Raw genomic sequence first — 12,735 nt, 5'->3', positions numbered from 1 at the left:
GCACAGAGGGCACAGAGAAGAGAAAATTCTGGTTCTCTCCTCTGTGCCCTCTGTGCCTCTGTGGTTTTTTCTCCGGCCGTCAGGGCGGGCGGTGCGCCGGGCGCCCTGCGGGGAATGGACGGCGGGAGCTCAGCCGTCGCTGGGCTCGGCCGGGAGGCCGGCGTTCTTCCGGATCGTCGCGAGCAGCCGGTCCATCGCCTCGCGGTAGCTCTTCTGGGCCGCGGCGATGCGCTCGTCCATCGTCTCGTCGATCTGCTTCGCCTGGGTCGCGGACGAGTCGAGCATCGCCTTGCTGCGGCCGAGCTCCTCGATGCGCGCTTCCGACGCCTTCGTCTCCTCGTCGGTGCGCTTGCCCGAGGACTGGAACGCGCGCTCGGCCTCCACGGACGCGTCGATCGACGCCTTCACCGACTCGATCTCCTCGAGCATCCGGCGGAGCCGGAGCTTGTGCTCGACCATGTCGATGTGCACGACGTAGCTCGCGAAGCTCACGGCGTCGGCCTGCTTCTCGAGCGCCGCGGCGTTCTCCTTGCCGAGCGAGGCGCGGTAGCGGTCGATGCGGCGGTGCGCCTCGTTGCGGTCGCGCACGTACTTCTCGAGCTGGCGCTCGACGCCCTCCTCGAGCGCGTGCGAGGTGGCGCCGGTGACGTCGACGTCGCAGCCCTTCTGCTTGGCGACGTACTGCGCGGCGCCGCTCACCTTGCGGGTGAGGTCCTCCTTGTTGTCGTTGAAGAACGCCACGGCGCCGTCCACCGCCCGCACGCGCTCCACGTAGTCGTAGCTGCGGCCAGCCGCGTCCGCCTGCGCGGTGACGTCGAGGACCACCTTCCAGTCCGGCTCCTTGAGCTGGTCCGGGTAGCCCTGGAACTGCTCGGTGACGCGCTTCGCGACCTCCTCGCGCTCGCTGAAGGACGTGGCCGTGGCCTGCAGCTCGGCCGGGTAACGCTCCGCATAGCCGCTCTGCGGGGCCGAGGAGGCGATCTCGGGTTCCGGCTTGGGAGCGCTGCAACCAAGCGCGAAGAGGTGGCCGGCGAGGAAGAGCGCGCTGGTGAGGAGGCGGGTTCGGTTCATGACCGGCACGCCTATACCCCAACTCCGCCCCGGCCGGTCGCGCTCTGCGTTCGCCGCAGCGCGGCTCGATGCGCTCGAGGAGCGATGCGTCATGGGCGCGGACACGCGCGCGTCGCCAGCCGAACCTCCGAGCGGCCGAGACATTCCCGCGCGAGCGCGTGATCTCGGAGCTCGAGCGAACCAGGCTCTCGTGCGACCGGCGACCCGGCGGCGGAGCGGGCGGAGGGCGCCGGCGGCGGCGCGCGCCGGCACCTCACGTGCTGCACGCGGAGCGCCGGAGCGCGCGTGTGCGGGAGGTGCACTGCGCGCGTCCTGGCGAGGGAGGGGAACCATGGGGCGCGATGACGAGGAGCGGCGCGAGCCGCAGGCGCAGGGCAAGGGTCGCATCGACGAGGTCGATCAATCGAGGGGGATCTTCCGGCTCGACGGGCCGCATCCCAGGGACGCCGAGCTGCGCGCGCCGGGAACGCTCGGCGGAGGGCCTTACGAGGAGTCGGGGCGCGGCGGCCCGGCGGGCTCGCTCGAGCCGCGGGAGCCCGGCGTCGCGGGCGCGGGCGCGGCGGCTCCGCCCGAGGAGGCGCAGGCGCCGGACGGCGACGCGGCCGAGGAGGCGCCGCCGGTGGGCGCGCTGCCGCAGCACGAGGAGCGGAGCACGGAGGAGCGCGGGGCCGCGGGGCCGCGCTAGCGGGGGCGCGGCGGGGCGCGCCTCAGGCGCTCACCGCGGGGCCGCGGCGCTCGCGACGCCGAGGGCGACGTACTTGCTGAGGGTGCCGACCACGCCCATCTTGGCGCGGAAGTTCTGCATGAGCCGGTCGGGCAGGACCAGCTCGTCGAGCAGGAAGCCGCTGAACGCGGACAGGGCGCCCGTGAGCGCGCCGCTGCGCTGCCCCGACGCGTCGAGCGCCTTCTCGTAGCCGATGCCCCACGCGAGCATCCCCCCGGCGAGCACCGCGATGCCGGCCGGCGTCACGACCGGATCGAACCGGTCGCTCACGCGGCGCCCCCCGATCCCGACCGCCGTCGCCATGGCGTTCATGGAGGCCCAGGGCGACCCGCGCTTGAGCGTGGACGCTGCCATCATCGTGCACATCGTCGCCGCCGTCATCACGGCGCCGGTCCGCAGCCCGCGCGTGACGATCTCGCTCATCGGCGTCGCCTTCGGGGTCGCCTGCTGAGCGCGCTGCGCCGGCGCGGGCGGCGTCGCCTCGGGAGACCGGGGCGTGGCCGCCGGCGGCAGCGCGGTCGCTTCAGGCGGCAGGGCCGTCGCCTCGGGCGGCAGGGCCGTCGCCGCGGCAGGGGAAGACATGCCTTCGGACGGGGGGACCAGCGCCTCGGGCTGGTCTGCAACCGCGCCCTCCTGGCGGCCGACGTGGAGGTAATCCTCGCGCCCATCGTGGTACGTGTAGGGGACCGGCCTGGGACCCTGGTGCTCCGGCTCCGACGGGCCTGCAGCGTGTTCCGGGTTCATTCGGTTATCCATCTGGCACCTTTCAGCATTTCTTTGAAACGGTTGAGCCGGGGCATGTGCCAACTCCATGCCAGGCTCGCTCCGGCCAGTCGACAGGGCCGCGACGGCGCCGGGACAGTCCTCTCCCGTTCTCGCGTTGCGCCGACGCCTGGTAGCTGAACCACCGAGCCTCAACCAGCCGGGCGATCTGTCCCGAGCGCCGGCACTCCGTGGTTTGGCCCTCGCATGGTTGCGCCGCCGGAGGAGCTGATGAGCACAGCGCGCCCGTTCGAGAGGAATATCCCCATGCGGACATCACGCGCCGTGAAGACGGCGGGCGTGCTCTTCGGCATGGGCGCCGGCGGATTGATCGATGGGATCCTGTTCCATCAGCTCCTCCAGTGGCACCACCTGATCTGCTTCAGCTGCCATCCGGGCGCGACCATCGAGGACGTGCGGAGGAACATCTTCGCCGACGGGCTGTTCAGCGTCGTCGCATTCAGCCTCACCGTGGCAGGAGTCAGCAAGCTCTGGAGCGTGCTGCGCACAGGCGAGGTCCGGCTCCCAGGACGGATCTTCCCGGGCGCCGCCGCCGTGGGCTGGGGCGTGTTCAACCTCGTCGAGGGGGTGATCGACCATCACCTCCTCCAGATTCACCACGTCCGCCCGGGGCCGGGTCAGCTGGGCTGGGACCTCGCGTTCCTCGCGTCCGGCGCCTTGCTCGTGCTGGGCGGCCTGCGATTGATGCGCGAGGCGAGCCTCGGCGCGCCGGCTCGGCTGTCAGCGCGCTAGGGCGCGGTCGCGTCGAGCGACGCCGTGGTGCTCCCCGACGGAACACGGCTGCCCGCGGGCGGAGAGGCCGTGTCGAGCGACGCCGTGTCGGCGCCCAGGACCGGCTCGGCCGCGTCGGTCGCCGCGATGGCCGATCACCCGGACACGCCCCCCTCTCCCTCGGGCCAGGCCAGCTGGACGAGCCGGCGCAGCAGGGACAGCGAGGGGGCGCGCGAGCCCGCCGCGGACGACGGGAAGGCGCAGGTCAGCTGGATCGCCCCGAACGGCGCCCGCCTCGCGATGAGCAGCTCGCAGTGGCCGTTGAACACCGCCGGCTCCCGGGGCGAGGCGAGCGTGTCCAGCGACAGCCCCTCCGGCAGCTCGGCGAGCGCCTGCTGAATGTCGTCGAGCTGCTCGGGGGCGAGCGCGAGCCGCCGCGCGCGCGGCTCGCCCGGGCAGCCCCCGCCGGCGCGGACGAGCGCGTGCCCCGCGGCCTGCGCGCGGAACGGGGCCGCCGAGGACGGCGGCAGCGAGAGCTCGACCTTGACCCAGCGGCGCCCTCCGCCGGCCGGCGCGATGCCCTCGAGCACGAGCAGCCAGTCGGGAGCCGCCGGCCGGCGCGCCATGGCGCGCGCTGCCCAGCGCCGCACCGCCTCGCGGCCCACCCACGGCGAGAGCCCCGCGTGCCAGTCGCGGAACGCGAGCTCCTCGCGGTACGCCGCGCCCGGCAGCCACCCCCTGACCGCCCCGAGCGACTCCCAGACGGCGAGCCCCGCCGCGAACGCCGGGCCCACGCTGATGCACTGGACCAGCCCCGGAATGCACGCGGCGGCCGCGGCGAGCACGGCGCCCCCCGCGGCGGTCGACGCGATGACCTGCACCGCGCCGAGCCCGAGCTCCCACGGGTGGCTGCTCTGGCACTGCTGCCGCAGCTCGACGGTGCTCAGCTCGCTGGGGTCGCGCACGTCGCTGGCCGCTCTGGTCATATGCACGTCGCCGCCGCGCTCGGACCGCGGGCGAGCCCCGCCAGCATACCGCGATCCGGCGGCGCGCGCCCTCAATCCGCCTCGCCGCCGGGCGCGGCGATGGCGCCGACGGTGGCCCTCGTCGCGCGCAGGTAGTCGCCCGGGGACACGAGGATCTGCGTGCCGCGCACGCCGGCCGAGACGGAGACGACATCGAAGAGCTCGATCGTCTCGTCGGCGTAGACCGGATAGGCCTTCTTCGCGCCGAGCGCCGTGACCCCGCCGCGCACGTAGCCCGTGAGCGGCTGGACCTCCTTGAGGGACACCGTGTCGACCTTGCGATCGCCGGTGAGCCTCGCCATCGCCTTCAGGTCGAGCTGCGCGTTGCCCGGCACGACCGCGAAGCAGACGCCGTGGCGGTCGCCGCGCGCCACGAGCGTCTTCCACACCTGCTCCGGCGGCAGGCCGATCTTCCTGGCGACCGTGCTCGCCGTGAGGTCGCTCGGGTCGACCTCGTAGGTGCGCAGCTCGTACTGGATGCCGAGGCTGTCGAGGATGCGCGCCGCGTTCGTCTTCATGGGCCGGGGCATGCTATACGACCCGGCTGCGCCGATGACGACCGAGAAGAAGGTCCCCGAGGGCCGGCTGAACCGCTTCGTCCGGCTCGCGGGGCTCGGCGCGCGCGCGGGGACTGCCCACCTGCTCTCGCGGCGGGGCGACGCCGCCGCGGAGGCCGCGGCGCACGTCGCCGAGGTGCTGGGCACGATGCGCGGGCTCGCCGCCAAGGTCGGCCAGATGGCGAGCTACGTCGACGGCTTCGTCCCCGAGCCCCAGCGCGAGGCCTACGAGGCCGCGCTGCGCTCGCTGCGCGCGGCGGCGCCGACGTCCTCGCCCGCGGCCATCCGCGCGGTCGTCGAGGAGGACCTCGGGGCGACGATCGGCGAGCTCTTCGCGGCCTGGGACGACGCGCCGTTCGCGAGCGCCTCCATCGGCCAGGTGCACCGCGCGGCGCTCGCGGACGGGCGCGAGGTGGCCGTGAAGGTGCAGCACCCGGGGATCGACAGGGCGATGGCGAGCGACCTCGAGAACGCCGGCGTGGTCCAGGCGATGGTCGGCGCCGTGGCGCCCAGGGAGCTCGACTCGAAGCGCGTGCTCGAGGAGGTCCGGGCGCGCTTCCTCGAGGAGCTCGACTACGGCCTCGAGGCGGAGCGGCAGCGCTATTTCGCGGGCGTGCACCGGGGGGACCCGGCCATCCACATCCCCGAGGTCATCGAGGAGCGCTCGTCGCGCCGGGTGCTCACCGCCGAGCTCGCGCGCGGCGCGACCCTGGAGGAGGCCGCGGCGCGCGACGAGCGCACCCGGCGCGCGTACGCCGAGGCGCTCTGGCGCTTCGTCTTCAAGGGCAACCTCGTCGGCGGGATGTTCAACGCGGATCCGCACCCGGGCAACTACCTCTTTCACCCGGACGGCCGGGTCACCTTCCTCGATTTCGGCTGCGTGGAGCCGCTCGACGGCGCGCGGCTCGAGCACGGGCGCGCGATGCACGTCGCCGCGCTCCGCAGGGACGAGGCGGCGTTCGCGCGGCACGCGGCGCTCATCCTGGGGACGCGCGGCGGGCGGTTCGAGGAGCTCTCGCTCGCGTACTCGCGGCGGTGCTTCGAGCCGCTGTTCGGCGCGCCGTTCCGCGTCTCGCGGGCCTACGTGGCGAGCCTCGTCGAGGGCGTGAAGGCGATCAAGGAGCAGATCCTGGTGAAGGACAGCGGGTTCGTGCAGCTGCCGCCGGGGATGCTGTTCATGAACCGGCTCCAGTTCGGGTTCTACTCGGTCCTCGCGCGGCTCGACGTGGAGGCCGACTATGCGGCCGTGGAGGGCGCGTTCCTGAGCGAGGCCGGGCTGCTCGGGTAGCTCCGCGCGTCAGAGATCCCGCCAGAGAAGGCTCCAGGTCGAATTCCAATTCAGGTAGGCAGCTGTCGTAGCGCCAGGATATCCTTCCCCCGAGGTCTCGCGTGACGTCCGTCGAGGTGGTCGAGGGGGCAATCTTCGCCGGACGCTATCGGCTGATTCGCCGCCTCGCCGCCGGTGCCATGGGCGCGGTGTACGAGGCGCTCCACCTCGGGACCGGTCGCCGGTGGGCGCTCAAGGTGATGCTCTCCCACATCATCGAGCGCCCCGAGCTCCGGCGGCGCTTCGAGCTCGAGGCGCGGGTAACCGCGCCCATCGAGAGCCCCTACATCGTGGAGGTCTTCGACGCCGGGGTCGACGAAGCGACCGGGGTGCCGTTCCTCGTCATGGAGCTGCTCCGCGGTGAGGAGCTCGGCCGATGTCTGCGGCGCGTGGGGCGGTTCTCGCCCGAGGAGACGCTCGCGTGCCTGCACCAGACGGCGCTCGCGCTCGACAAGACGCACCGGGTGGGGATCGTCCATCGCGATCTCAAGCCGGCAAATATCTTTCTCAGCGTGCGCGAGGACGGCGAGCGCCTCATCAAGATCCTCGATTTCGGCGTGGCAAAGATCATCACCGACGGCACCGTCGGCGGGGGCGCGACCCAGACCGTGGGGACGCCGCTCTACATGGCGCCCGAGCAGTTCCGGGCCCGGCGCGTCTCGGCGGCGACGGACATCTACGCGCTCGGGATGGTGGCCTATACGTTCCTCGTCGGCGAGGCGTACTGGGCCGACGAGAAAAAGGAGGAAGACAACCTCGTCGCCTTCGCGCTCGACGCGGCGTATGGCCCCGTGGAGCCGGCGAGCGCGCGCGCGGCCAGGAGAGGCGTCTCCCTGCCCGGCGGCTTCGATGCATGGTTCGCGCAGGCGACCGCCGTCGATCCGGACTCGCGATTCGCCACCGCGACCGCGGCAGTGCGCGCGCTCGGCGACGCGCTCGGGATCGCCGACATGGCTCGCCTCGACCTGCCTCGTCCCGCCGTCGCCAGCGTGGCGGAATTCGAAGCGGGGACGGCGGCGGCCGCGGAGGGGAACGTCCTCGAGGAGGGCGGAGCGCGCCCCGGATCCGCTCGGACCGCTTCGGGGGAGACCGAGTCCGCGCTCCCCGGGGGCTCGACGGCGACACGCTCGGTGTCGGGTCTCGAGTCCACGGCTCCCGTCGGAGAGGGAGGACAGGCGGCGCCTGGAACATCGGCGCCCCCGCCGCGCGCGTCGCCGCGGCTCGGTCGACCTCGAAAGGTGGGGATCGGGCTGCTGGCCCTGACGGGCGGCTTGCTCCTCGCGGTCGCCGGCGCATCGGTCCTCGATCCGCGGATGCCCGCAGGAGCGGTGCCTCCTTCCGCCTCCGCGGTGCCCTCTCCCGCCTCGCCCCTGCAATTGCCGTCCTCGGTGCTGGCGTGCCCGCCCTTCGCTGCGTCGGGCGTCGATGCGCCCACAGGTTGGCTGGGCGCCGCTGCGGCGTCGCTCTTCTGCGAACGAGCGCGCGTCGTGCTGGGGGGGTCCTCGGGGCGGACGCTCATCCCCGCCGAGCTCCTGGCGCTCCCGGCGCAGCCCGTGGACGGGTTCCCCGAGGATCCCTACGCCGCCCCCGGAGCGCGCGCGAAGGCCATCGAAGAAGCACACCAGCGAGCGGCCGCCTACGTCGACGGCGATGTCGTCCGGGAGGGCTCTGGCTTCCGGATGACGGTCGCCCTCCGCCGCGCCGACGGGGCCGAGATCGACCGCGCCGTGGGCGCCGGGCGCGCCCTCTACCAAGCCGTGAGGGACGCGATGAATCGCCTCGCCGAGCGGGGCGCGCTCCCGGCGGCGCCCTCCCTCGAGCCCGCGATGGCCGATTTTTCGCGCGCTCGCGACGTCGGCGGCGCGCTCGTGCTCTTCGACCTCGCCGCGGCCATGAGCAACAACGCGGGCGGGCTCGCGGACGAGTGCTCCCGCGTCGCGGCGAGGAGCGCCGATCTCGCGGAGCTGGGGCGCGCCGAGGGCCGCCATTGCGCCTACACGCTCGGCCTTCCGCTTCCGGCGGTGGAGCTGCCTCCGCGCGGCGATCCTGCCTCCTCGGGCGAGCTCGCCGCGCGCGCCCGCGTCGAGCACGTGGCCCTGCGCAAGGACGATCCGGCCACGATCGCCGAGCTCGAGGGCCGCTTCGCGCGCGAGGCCACGCCGCTCGGGCGCTCGACGCTCGCCACGACCCTCTCGTGTCTCCTTCAATCGCCCGACCCGAAGCGGGCCGCGGAGATGGCCCTGCTCGCGGTGCACGCGGATCCGAGGAACCCGATCGGCGAGGGCTGCGCGCCCTGGCTCCAGCTCCTCTCGGTGACGTACGGCACCGCGAGCGCAGGGGCGACGCTGCGCGCGATGCAGGCCTGGGTGCCCTGGAACAGCTATGGCTGGCTGTTTCAGGCGAAGGGCCCGGGCGACAAGGCGCCTGCGCTCGCGGTCGCCCGGCGCGCCTATGTCCTCTCGCCCCTCGACACGACCGTGGCCGGCACCCTCGCGGACGCGCTGCTCGCCCTCGGCGCGCGCGAGGAGGCGCGGGGCATCGCGGTCGCGCTCGCGACCGGGGGGCATCCCGTGCACCGCGTGGGGAGCGACTCGCTCCTGGTGCGCATCGAGGCGAGCGAGGCTCGGTTCGGCGCCGCGCTCGCGCGCGCAAGGCGGGCCATGGTCGTCTCCGCGGGCGACGCCGGCTGGCTGCGCGTGCAGCGCCTCGACATCGCCTGGCGCGCGCTGCAGATCGCGCTCGTCCTCGGCCGCGCGCAGGAGATCGCCGATCTCGTCGTGGAGCGGTTCCTCGATCCCGAGCCTCCTCCGCTCGACGGCGCATACCTCGACGTCCCGCTCCGGCTCCCGGCGATCTGCGCGCACGCCTCGCCCGCCGTCTCCCGCCGCTGCTTCACCCGATTCCGGGAGCTCCGGCAGCGCCTGTCGTACAGCGCCCTCCCGGACGCGGACGCCTTCACCGAGGGCGCCGAGCGTTACGCGAAGGGAGACCTCGCGGGCGCGGTGCGAGCCTTCCGGCCTCTGCTGCGGACGCCGGGGCCGTTCGTCGAGGTGCTCGCCGAGCCGATGGTGGAGACGTTCGAGCGCATGGGAGAGACCGAGCTCGTCGCGCGGCTGGAGGCCGCGCTCGCCGATCGCTCTTCGGAGCTCAACGGGGCGAGCCTCGCGCTGGTGCGGGCCGCGCGGCGCGCGGCCCGGCGGGGCGAGGACGGCCAGGCGCGGGAGCTCGCGCAGCGGGTGCTGGACGCGTGGTCGGTGGCGGATGAGACGGTGCCCGCGGTGGCGGAGATGCGGCGGCTGATCGAGGCGCCGGCGCGGTGAGCGGCGGTTCGCGGACGTGTGTCAGTTGCAGGTCTTGCCGCACACGGACTGGACCTCGCTGACGCAGGTCGTGTCCCAGGCCGTCCCGCAGCAATAAGGATCCTGATCGCAGAGGAGCTTCACGCAGCCCGAGGAAGTGAGGGGCGGGACGTCGCAGCCCGGGGTGAGCGCATCACCTTCTGTACAGAGCGCGTGGCCGCAGCTCGGGACGGGGCACATCAGGCTATTCGCCGCGCTCAGGACCTCGCTGACGCAGAGGCCGTCCCACTCCGTGCTGCAGCAGTAGGGATCCGCGGCGCAGACGCTCGTCACGACAGGGCTGCACCCATCGGGGAGCGGCGCGCCGGGCGTGCACTCGTCGTGCGGGGTGCACACGATCGCGGAGCTCGCCGGGTCCCTGGAGAGATCGCGATGATCGTTGAGATAGACGGTGACCCCATTCCACACGCGACCACCCCCCTCGCAGTCCCTGTACGCCTCCTCTGGAGGCGCGCTCAGCCCTGCCCCGCAGACGTCGCGGCAGGCGGCGCGTCCGCCGATCGCGCCGCAGCTCGCCCGGTCGCTCGGGTTCGCGCAGAGCCGATCCGTGAGGTACGTTCCGCCGGTCCGCCAGAGGTCGCTGTGACAGACGTATCCGAGGTCGTCGCTCGATCCAGTGAAGATGTCGCCATAGAACGAGCCTTCGGGGTAGGTGAACACCTGGCTCTCATCCGCCGGATAGGTGACGTCGAGGCCGGAACCCACGATGTCGTCGTCTTCAACCCAGCCATAAGGCACTTTGCCCACCATGATGCTGAAGTACCGATGGTGGGGCTGCCCCCTCGGGTGAGCTCCCTCGTCGTCGGGGCACGTGAAGGTGATCGGGGTGTCGCCCGCGGTGAACTGGTCCACAAAGCCGGCATACGGCGGAGAGTCGGGGAAGCTCTGGTCCTCCTGGTCAACGTCACACGCGTGGATGCCGTTGCACACGCGCACGCTCATCCATGCGTTCCGCTGCAGCGTCACCGGCGTGCCCTGCTTGCAGATCCCCACGAAATGCGGCTGCCAATTGCAGGTGTCCGCGACGTACATCACAGAGATCGGGCAGCGATCGAGGCTCCGGATCCTCGTCCTGTCGCGCAGGAAGCTGTGTAACTTCACCCGCGGCGAAGGCTCGTGGTCGCCAGGGACGTGGATCGAGATCGGCACCTCCCTGTCGAGCGCGTTCATCCGCGCGAGCACGCAGGCCGAGACGAGATCGAGGCAATCCTGCGTGGGCTGGGTGTCCGACCAGCCTGGGCACAGGCCGAATCGACCCCGCCATGTGCTGGCGTATCCGTCGGGCGTCACGGCCTGCGTCGCGTCGAGCGCGCACGAGACGACCTCCGCCATCAGGTTCTCGGCGCTCGTGGCCGCTCCCGTGTAGAAGAGATCGGCGAGGCTTTGCTGGTTCAGCAGCGCGCTGAGCCCTGCGTCGCTGAGCGTCGTGGCCTTCAGCGCCGACAGGAGCTCCACATTGACCCTGGCCGCGTCCGGATGCAGCCCGTTCTGCGGCATCTCGAAGCGCGGGCCTCTCAGAGGCTCCCGCGTCGAGGTGGTGACTTCTTCGTTCAGCAGTTCTTCAGGCCCGCACCCCAGGGCGATGGCGGCGGGCACGAGGACGATCGAGGTGATGGCGCGTCGAGAGCTCATGCCCCGCGTCTTTACAAGAGCCATGCCGCCCCCGGTAGAGCGCCTCTCCGGGCTCTCGGCCCGCGAGGCGCAGTTGCAGTGTTGCACCCCTGTTGCGCGGAGGGCTCCGCCGCGCCTCGGGGACGCCCGCTCGGAGATGGTGTATGTAGAAGATGCAATGGCCGACGACCCGGATAGCAGAACTCTCTCCTCCACCGAGGAGCTCAAGGAGATCGGCGACGCCCACCTCCGCCCCCACCTGTTCCTCGTCCTCGAGGCGCACCGCCCGCTCGCCCTCCCCGTGCGTTTCTCGCTCACGAAGCTCGACGAGCTCGTCATCGGCCGCGGGACCGCCCGGGAGATCGAGGCGACGGCCGGCGCTCGCCGGCTCGCGGTTCGCACCGACGATCGCCGCATGTCCTCGACCCACGCGCGCCTCGGCAAGCTGCTCCAGCGCTGGGTCCTCGACGATCTCGGCTCCAAGAACGGCACGCTGGTCGACGGCGTTCGAACGACCCGGGCCGAGCTCGAGGATGGGGACCTGATCGAGCTCGGGCATACTTTTTTTCTCTACCGGGAAGCCATTCCTTGCGAACCGAACGATCCTCCCGTGCTCGACCTGGCTGCCTCGCGTCCGGAAGCCCCGGGCCTCGCGACCGTGCTCCCTCAGCTCCATCGCGTGTTCGAGCGGCTCGTCCCCATCGCGCGCTCGACGGTCTCGGTGATCCTCGAAGGCGAGACCGGCACCGGCAAGGAGGTGATGGCGCGCGCCCTCCACGCGCTCTCGGGGCGGACCGGCGACTTCGTCGCCGTCAATTGCGGCGCGCTCCCGAAGGACCTCGTGGAAGCCGAGCTCTTTGGCCACAAGAAGGGAGCATTCTCGGGCGCGACGGAGGATCGCCTCGGCCTCGTCCGCAGCGCCGACCGGGGCACGCTGTTCCTCGACGAGATCGGCGACCTGCCGGCGCCGGCGCAGGCGGCGTTGCTCCGGACCCTGCAGCAGCGCGAGGTCCGCCCGATCGGCGGCGCGCGGTCGCTCGCGGTCGATTTCCGGATCATCGCGGCGACTCACCGCCCCCTCGAGCGGATGGTCGAAGGCGGCGCGTTTCGTGCCGATCTGTGGAATCGCCTCGCCGGCCACAAGGTCGAGCTTCCCCCGCTGCGCGCGCGCCGCGAGGATCTCGGCCTGCTCACCGGGGCGATCCTCGCCAGCCTCCCGCCGGAGCACACGGCGCAGGTGCGGATCCATCCGCGCGCGGCGAGGGCGATGCTCCGTCATGATTGGCCGGGGAACGTGCGGGAGCTGGAGAAGTGCCTCGGGACAGCGGTCGTGCTCGCGGGGGAGCAAGGGCAGGTGGATCTGGAGCACCTCTCCCCTGCGGTGCAGCGTGCGCTGGAAGGGCCGATGGCCGAGGATGCCGCGCGGCGGGATGAGCTCGTCCGGCTGCTCGAGGTGCACAGAGGGAACATCACCGCCGTGGCGAGCGAGATGGGCAAGGCGCGGATGCAGATCCAGCGCTGGCTCAAGCGGTATGGGATCGACGCGGAGCGGTTCCGGAGATAGCCA

Annotated in this window: 10 protein-coding genes; 5 read left to right on the top strand and 5 right to left on the bottom strand. The window is 72.5% G+C overall.

Annotation, left to right across the window (positions count from 1 at the left end; genetic code table 11):
• Nucleotides 1-129 precede the first annotated feature (129 nt).
• Nucleotides 130-1,071, bottom strand: coding sequence for a hypothetical protein (locus tag WME85_RS28745; protein ID WP_437825724.1), 942 nt, complete (start codon nucleotides 1,069-1,071; stop codon nucleotides 130-132).
• A 331-nt stretch (nucleotides 1,072-1,402) separates the two neighbouring features.
• On the opposite strand from WME85_RS28745, the gene WME85_RS28740 reads away from it, so the two are divergent.
• Nucleotides 1,403-1,756 (top strand): hypothetical protein, encoded by a 354-nt coding sequence (locus WME85_RS28740; RefSeq protein ID WP_437825723.1) that lies wholly within the window; start codon nucleotides 1,403-1,405, stop codon nucleotides 1,754-1,756.
• 30 nt (nucleotides 1,757-1,786) lie between these two features.
• On the opposite strand, the gene WME85_RS28735 is transcribed toward WME85_RS28740, so the two are convergent.
• Nucleotides 1,787-2,539 (bottom strand): hypothetical protein, encoded by a 753-nt coding sequence (locus tag WME85_RS28735; protein WP_437825721.1) that lies wholly within the window; start codon nucleotides 2,537-2,539, stop codon nucleotides 1,787-1,789.
• Nucleotides 2,540-2,824: 285 nt separating this feature from the next.
• On the opposite strand from WME85_RS28735, the gene WME85_RS28730 reads away from it, so the two are divergent.
• Nucleotides 2,825-3,310 (top strand): DUF2243 domain-containing protein, encoded by a 486-nt coding sequence (locus WME85_RS28730; RefSeq protein WP_437825719.1) that lies wholly within the window; start codon nucleotides 2,825-2,827, stop codon nucleotides 3,308-3,310.
• Between the two features lie 134 nt (nucleotides 3,311-3,444).
• On the opposite strand, the gene WME85_RS28725 is transcribed toward WME85_RS28730, so the two are convergent.
• Entirely contained in the window at nucleotides 3,445-4,275 is an 831-nt protein-coding gene (locus WME85_RS28725) for a hypothetical protein (RefSeq protein WP_437842374.1), read from the bottom strand.
• 71 nt (nucleotides 4,276-4,346) lie between these two features.
• Entirely contained in the window at nucleotides 4,347-4,832 is a 486-nt protein-coding gene (ybaK, locus tag WME85_RS28720) for a Cys-tRNA(Pro) deacylase (RefSeq protein WP_437825717.1), read from the bottom strand.
• Here ybaK and WME85_RS28715 point away from each other — a divergent pair.
• Both WME85_RS28715 and WME85_RS28710 read left to right on the top strand, forming a co-directional pair.
• Nucleotides 4,810-6,159 (top strand): ABC1 kinase family protein, encoded by a 1,350-nt coding sequence (locus WME85_RS28715; RefSeq protein WP_437825715.1) that lies wholly within the window; start codon nucleotides 4,810-4,812, stop codon nucleotides 6,157-6,159. The genes ybaK and WME85_RS28715 overlap by 23 nt on opposite strands.
• A gap of 101 nt (nucleotides 6,160-6,260) precedes the next feature.
• Nucleotides 6,261-9,518: a protein kinase domain-containing protein gene (locus tag WME85_RS28710; RefSeq protein ID WP_437825713.1), complete on the top strand. Its 3,258-nt coding sequence runs from the start codon at nucleotides 6,261-6,263 to the stop codon at nucleotides 9,516-9,518.
• A 21-nt stretch (nucleotides 9,519-9,539) separates the two neighbouring features.
• On the opposite strand, the gene WME85_RS28705 is transcribed toward WME85_RS28710, so the two are convergent.
• The gene (locus WME85_RS28705) at nucleotides 9,540-11,189 is read right to left on the bottom strand and encodes a hypothetical protein (protein ID WP_437825711.1); all 1,650 of its coding nucleotides are present in this window, start codon (nucleotides 11,187-11,189) and stop codon (nucleotides 9,540-9,542) included.
• Between the two features lie 157 nt (nucleotides 11,190-11,346).
• Between WME85_RS28705 and WME85_RS28700 the strand changes: the two genes are divergently transcribed.
• On the top strand, nucleotides 11,347-12,732 hold the full coding sequence (locus WME85_RS28700; protein ID WP_437825710.1) for a sigma 54-interacting transcriptional regulator: 1,386 nt from the start codon (nucleotides 11,347-11,349) through the stop codon (nucleotides 12,730-12,732).
• Nucleotides 12,733-12,735 lie beyond the last annotated feature (3 nt).

The organism is Sorangium sp. So ce1153 (assembly GCF_051521595.1).
In the GTDB taxonomy this organism is placed as follows: domain Bacteria; phylum Myxococcota_A; class Polyangia; order Polyangiales; family Polyangiaceae; genus Sorangium.
Note: the sequence above shows the minus strand (reverse complement) of the source record. Positions and strands in the feature narration are given on the sequence as shown.